Origin of the sequence: Celeribacter marinus (assembly GCF_965656515.1) — a bacterium.
In the GTDB taxonomy this organism is placed as follows: Bacteria; Pseudomonadota; Alphaproteobacteria; order Rhodobacterales; family Rhodobacteraceae; genus Celeribacter; species Celeribacter marinus_D.
Map to the genome: position 1 here is coordinate 47731 of NZ_CBFHKW010000010.1, position 5587 is coordinate 53317.

The 5587-nt window shown below is 60.2% G+C and carries 4 protein-coding genes and 1 riboswitch; of the genes, 3 read left to right on the top strand and 1 reads right to left on the bottom strand.

Annotation, left to right across the window (positions count from 1 at the left end):
• Window positions 1-2986, bottom strand: a 2986-nt coding sequence (locus ACTG34_RS04085; RefSeq protein WP_439103737.1) for a chromosome segregation SMC family protein, incomplete at its 3' end; no start/stop codon positions are given.
• Window positions 2987-3176: 190 nt separating this feature from the next.
• A riboswitch (cobalamin riboswitch) is annotated at window positions 3177-3398 on the top strand.
• Window positions 3399-3432: 34 nt separating this feature from the next.
• Here ACTG34_RS04085 and ACTG34_RS04090 point away from each other — a divergent pair.
• The 3 genes from ACTG34_RS04090 to ACTG34_RS04100 all read left to right on the top strand — a co-directional run.
• On the top strand, window positions 3433-4104 hold the full coding sequence (locus ACTG34_RS04090) for an energy-coupling factor ABC transporter permease (RefSeq protein WP_062217529.1): 672 nt from the start codon (window positions 3433-3435) through the stop codon (window positions 4102-4104).
• Between the two features lie 69 nt (window positions 4105-4173).
• On the top strand, window positions 4174-5271 hold the full coding sequence (cobW, locus tag ACTG34_RS04095) for a cobalamin biosynthesis protein CobW (RefSeq protein ID WP_439103738.1): 1098 nt from the start codon (window positions 4174-4176) through the stop codon (window positions 5269-5271).
• A partial coding sequence (locus ACTG34_RS04100; RefSeq protein ID WP_439103739.1) for a GNAT family N-acetyltransferase occupies window positions 5268-5587 on the top strand: 320 nt, incomplete at its 3' end. The genes cobW and ACTG34_RS04100, both read left to right, overlap by 4 nt.

The window sequence follows — 5587 nt, forward strand, 5'->3', positions numbered from 1 at the left end:
GTCGTTCACGCCCCTCTTTGTTGAGGGCGGAAATACCGCTGCGCAGGGTCTTTATCGCCTCTTCGAGGTCCTGCTTTTCGGTCACGAGTGTGTCGTGTTCGACACGGACCTCTTCGCTATCTTCCTCGGCGCGCAGGTTCACCGCACCAAGACTGTCGCGCAAACGTTTAAGGCGGTTCACGTCCACTTCGATTGCGTCATGGCTCGGGATTTTGTCGGGATCAACCGCCAACTCTTGGAGGAGCGCATCGGGTGTTGTCTCCAATTCCTCGCGGATACGTTCGACCGCCGCCTCAACGGTTTCACGCGCGGCGTCACGGCGCGCCTCGGCGGCCGCGCGTGCTTCGCGGGCATCAGAGGCCACGCGCTCGGCCTCACGTTCGGCGTTCACCCCATCGCGTAGCGCAGTTTCGGCAAGGGCCAATGCATCAGCGGAGGCTTTGCGGCGGGTTGCAGCCTCATCAATTTTGCTCATCAAAGCATCTCTGCGCCGTGCAATTTCAGCCGGTTGCGCACCAGCATCATGCAACTCGGTTTCAGACGCCTCTTTGCGGTCGTTCAACTCGGAGATCCGTTTTTCAGCGGTTTCAAGGCGATGACGCCACCCCGAAAGTTCCTTGATCACCTCTTGACTACGGCGAGTGCGTGCCTCGCCCTCGCGGCGCATTTCGTCATGTGAGGATCGTTTACTCATCATGGTGATCCGCGCAGCCTCAACGGTCAGTTTGATCTCTTCGATCGTGTCACGGGCGGATTGCAAATCAGGCAATTGTGAGAGTGCGCCCTGCGCCTCATCCAGACGGGTTTGCGCCGCACGCGCCTCTTCGTCATGGCGCGCTACAGCGAGGCCAAGGTTCTCAACTTTGCCCTCAGCCAGCGATTTTTCATTCTCGGCCCGCGACAGCGCGCGTGCGACATCAGATAGCGCACGATCCGCATCGCGGCGGGCGTCACGGGCGGCTTTGTCGACCTCGGTGAGACGGGTCAGTTCGGCTTTCAGATGCTCGTGGGCCTGAATTGCGCCTGCGGCTTTTGCCTCCTCGGTCACCAACTCTTGTTTGAGAACTTCGAGGCGATTGAGTTGTTGTAGGCGCAGGGCTGCGGCGGAGGGCGCGTCCTCGGCCCCTGCGCGGTAGCCGTCCCATCGCCACATATCGCCCTCGACGGAGACAAGCCGTTGACCGGGTTCGAGATCAGATTGAAGCCGCGCCCCATCCTCGGCCTTGACCAGTCCAATCTGGCCAATGCGGCGCGACAAAACGGCGGGGGCATCCACGTAATCGTGGAGCGGCTCGACGCCCATCGGCAAGTCTTGTTCATCGGGATAATCAGGCAAGGTGACCCACCCTGATGCCTGATAAGCCTCAATCGCGGGTTGGCGCAATTCGTCGGCAAGCGCGGCGCCAAGCGCCTTTTCATAGCCTGACTTTACCTTGATGAGGTCAAGCACTTGTGTGCCTGCGATTTGATCGCGGTCAAGCATTTTGGCGAGGGCGGCAACCTCGGCTTTTAGGGCATTCACTTCGCCTTCCGCCTCGGAACGCGCGGAGCGTGCCAGACTTTCGCGCGTGTGTGTTTCAGTGCGTGCATCATCGGCGGCGATGAGAGCGGCCTCGGTTTCAGCCGCACGCCGCATTGCCGCCTCTTGTGCTGCGGTCGCGTCGATCAGTGCCGCCGCAGCGCGCAACTGGGTCGCTTTTGCATCCTCAACGGCCGCGCGTGCGCGGTCCGCCTCACCGCGCCCACGATCCAGCGTTTTACGGTTATCCTCAACCAGACGGTTAGCCGATTGATGACGCGCGGCCAGCCGCGCCACATCCTCGGTCATTTCCGACAATTGCGTTTCGCGGTCTTGCAGGATTTCGTTCGCTTCAGTGGCGGCAAGGGCGGCGCGTTCCAATCGCGGACCGTGCCCCTCGGACGCCTTTTGCAATTCGCGCTGTTCCCATTCGAGGCGGTCGATGGTTTCGCCTGCGTCTTTGTTTAGCTGCTCCTCGCGGGCCATGTCGGCCACCAATTGGTCGATACGCCGCGAGAGGGTTTCGATCATATCTTTGGCGCGGGTCTCTTCCTCGGTGAGCTGATCGCGCTCAACGGTCAGGCGTTGCAATATCGCGCCCGCAATCGCCTCTTCCTCGCGCAGGGGCGGCAGAGCGGCCTCGCGTGTCTCGCGCTGTTTTGACGCTTCGCGCGCGAGGCGTTCGGCCTCGGCGGCTTGTTTGAGACGCGCGCGCAACAAATCGTCGGTCTCTGCGCGGGCGTGATCGGCATCGCGCCACCGACGATAGAACAACAGCCCCTCAGCGTGACGTAGCTCGGTGCCGATTTCGCGATACCGCGCGGCTTGGCGGGCTTGGCGGGCGAGGGAGGCCAATTGGGAGGCGAGTTGTTCGATCACATCATCAACACGGGCAAGGTTGGTTTCCGCGCCTTTGAGTTTCAACTCGGCCTCGTGGCGGCGTTGATACAGGCCGGAAATCCCCGCAGCTTCCTCAAGGATACGACGACGGTTTTTCGGCTTGGCGTTGATCAGTTCGGAGATTTGTCCCTGACGGACAAGGGCGGGCGAATGTGCCCCCGTGGAGGCATCGGCAAACAACATCGAGACATCGCGGGCACGGACATCTTTGGAATTCACTTTATAGGCCGAACCCGCGTCACGGGTGATGCGGCGAATGATTTCGACGCTATCACTTTCGTTGAACCCCGAGGGCGCGAGGCGTTCGGAATTGTCGATCATCAATGCCACTTCGGCAAAGTTGCGTGCGGGGCGCGACGAGGCCCCCGCAAAGATCACGTCCTCCATACCGCCGCCGCGCATCGCCTTGGGACGGTTTTCGCCCATGACCCAGCGCAACGCCTCTAGAAGGTTGGATTTACCACAGCCATTGGGACCAACCACACCTGTGAGCCCGTCCGCGATCACAAGATCGGTCGGGTCAACAAAGCTTTTGAAGCCGTTCAATCGCAGGCGGGTAAAGCGCAAGGATCGCCCTTTTCGCTGATTCCAAGTTAACCATCAGCTTTTGCGGTTGAGACGCGGCTGTCAATGCTACGTGCTCGATATCTCGGCGGGGCGATCAAGTTATCCACAAGATATTGTTTGGGCCAGCACCAAGTTGGGCAATATTATTGCGCTGCGGCGTGAAACTCCTTGACCCGTGCTACCCAGGTGCGCCAAATGGGGCCGCTAAGGTTCCCCGCTACGACGCCAAGCGTCAGGGGAGAATTGGGAATTCGGTGAGAGCGACCCACATCGGGGTTCAAAACCGGAGCCGCCCCCGCGACTGTAAGTGGTGAGCAGGCTGTCGATTGACCACTGGAGCATCCGCTCTGGGAAGGTGACAGTTCTGCATTGACCCGCGAGCCAGGAGACCAGCCTTGCCTCATATCAACCCGCCGTCGGGGATGACGGCTTAGGAGACTGTATAAATGCATATCGAACCCGGACTCGTAACTGGCGCGAAACTCGCCCTATCTGTTGTCACAGCTGTTGGCGCGGCGGGCTTTACCGTCAAGCACGCATGGCAGGCTGTCAAAGAAAGCGGCGTCACATCGCTCGCGGCGCGTTCCGCACTAGCCATGATCGCCACCGTGTTCGCATTCCAAGTGTTGCCCCACGCCCCTGCGGGTGTCTCGGAAGTTCACTTCATCTTTGGCTCAACGCTGTTCTTGCTGTTCGGAGCTGCCCCTGCGGCGATCGGTCTGGCACTTGGCCTGTTGGCGCAAGGCATGATTGTCGAGCCGATTGACCTGCCGCAATACGGCATGAATGTCACAACGCTTCTCGTTCCGATGTTTGCGATCAAAATGGTTGCGGACCGCATCATTGCGCCAAACACGGCCTACGCTGACGTGACCTACAAACAAGCCCTCGCGCTGTCCACCACGTACCAAGCGGGCGTTGTAGCATGGGTTGGCTTTTGGGTCACGTATGGCCACGGCTTTGCCGCTATGGGTGAGATCGCCACATTTGGCGCGGCCTACCTTGCCGTGATCGCCATCGAGCCGTTCGTCGACCTCGCTGTGCTTGCGGGTGCGAAAACGCTCAAGGGTCTGGGCCGCACCGGTCTTGTGTCGCCTCGCACGTTCAACGCCGCGTAATCGCCCCACATTCAAACGTATCGCGCCGGGGCCTCACCGCTCCGGCGTTTTCACGTAAAGGACACCAACATGGCTGCCAAAATTCCTGCTACCGTTGTTACCGGCTTTCTGGGCGCGGGCAAAACCACCCTCATCCGTCACATGCTTGCCAATGCAAACGGCAAGCGCATTGCACTGATCATCAACGAGTTTGGCGATTTGGGTGTGGACGGCGATATCCTAAAGGGCTGCGGTGACGAGACTTGCACCGAGGACGACATCATGGAGCTGTCGAACGGCTGTATCTGTTGCACCGTGGCCGATGATTTCATCCCCACCATGCAAAAGCTGTTGGCACGTGAGAACAAGCCTGATCATATCGTGATCGAAACCTCAGGTCTGGCATTGCCGCAACCGCTTGTGCGCGCGTTCAACTGGCCCGAGATTTCCACGAAAGTCACCGTCGATGGCGTGATCACCGTGGTCGATGGCAAGGCCGTGGACGAGGGCGTGTTCGCCCACAACGTGGCCGCCGTGGATGCCCAACGCAAGTTGGACGAGAACCTTGACCATGAGACACCGCTGTCGGAATTGTTCGAGGATCAGATTGCCTGTGCCGACATGATTGTCGTGAACAAGGCCGACCTCTTGGGCGAGGCACAGGCAGACGCGCTTGTCGCCAAGCTCAAGGCGGAGGCCCGCAGTGGCGTTCAGGTTGTGCGCGCATCGCATGGCGCGTTGCCCGTGGATGTGTTGCTTGGCCAAGGCATCGGGTCGGAGGCCGACATGACGGGGCGCGCCGAGGTGCATCACGGCCACCACCATCACGACGATGATCACGACCATGACGGGGATCACCACGATGACGATGACGATCACCACCATCATCACCACGACCATGATCACGACGATTTCGAGAGCTTTGTGGTCAGCCGCGATGAGATCAGCGATCCCAAAGCCTTTGCCGCGCAAGTGTCTGATGTGATCCGCGCCCACAGCATTTTGCGCCTCAAGGGGTTTGTGGCCGTTACGGGCAAGCCGATGCGCCTGACGGTTCAGGCCGTTGGCCCGCGCGTCGATCATTATTTTGACCAACCGTTCGGAGCCAACCCGCGCGAAACACGTCTGGTTGTGATCGGTCAGGCCGGTTTGGACCGCGCCGCAATAACATCAGCGCTGCAAGCATGATCATCGTCGAGCTTGGACATCCGCATGACCCGCAACCTGCCGCACTTTTGGCGCAGGCACAGGCGTTGCAAGCGGAGATTTATGACGACGAGCACAATCACGCCTTGCCCGCGGATGCACTGGCCGCCGATGACGTGCGGTTTTTCATCGCGCGTGAGGGGGATGTGGTTTTGGGCGTTGGTGCGTTTAAAATCTACGGCACCTACGGCGAGGTGAAATCCATGTTCACATCGCCAGACGGACGCGGCAAGGGCATTGCCGCCGCCCTCGTGCGCGCCATAGAGGACACGGCCCGCGCCGAGGGATTGAGCGCGTT

Excerpts from the sequence above, each read along its gene's own strand:
- ACTG34_RS04090 (WP_062217529.1), top strand. The coding sequence starts at position 3,433 with ATGCATATCGAACCCGGACTCGTAACTGGCGCGAAACTCGCCCTATCT.
- cobW (WP_439103738.1), top strand. The coding sequence starts at position 4,174 with ATGGCTGCCAAAATTCCTGCTACCGTTGTTACCGGCTTTCTGGGCGCG.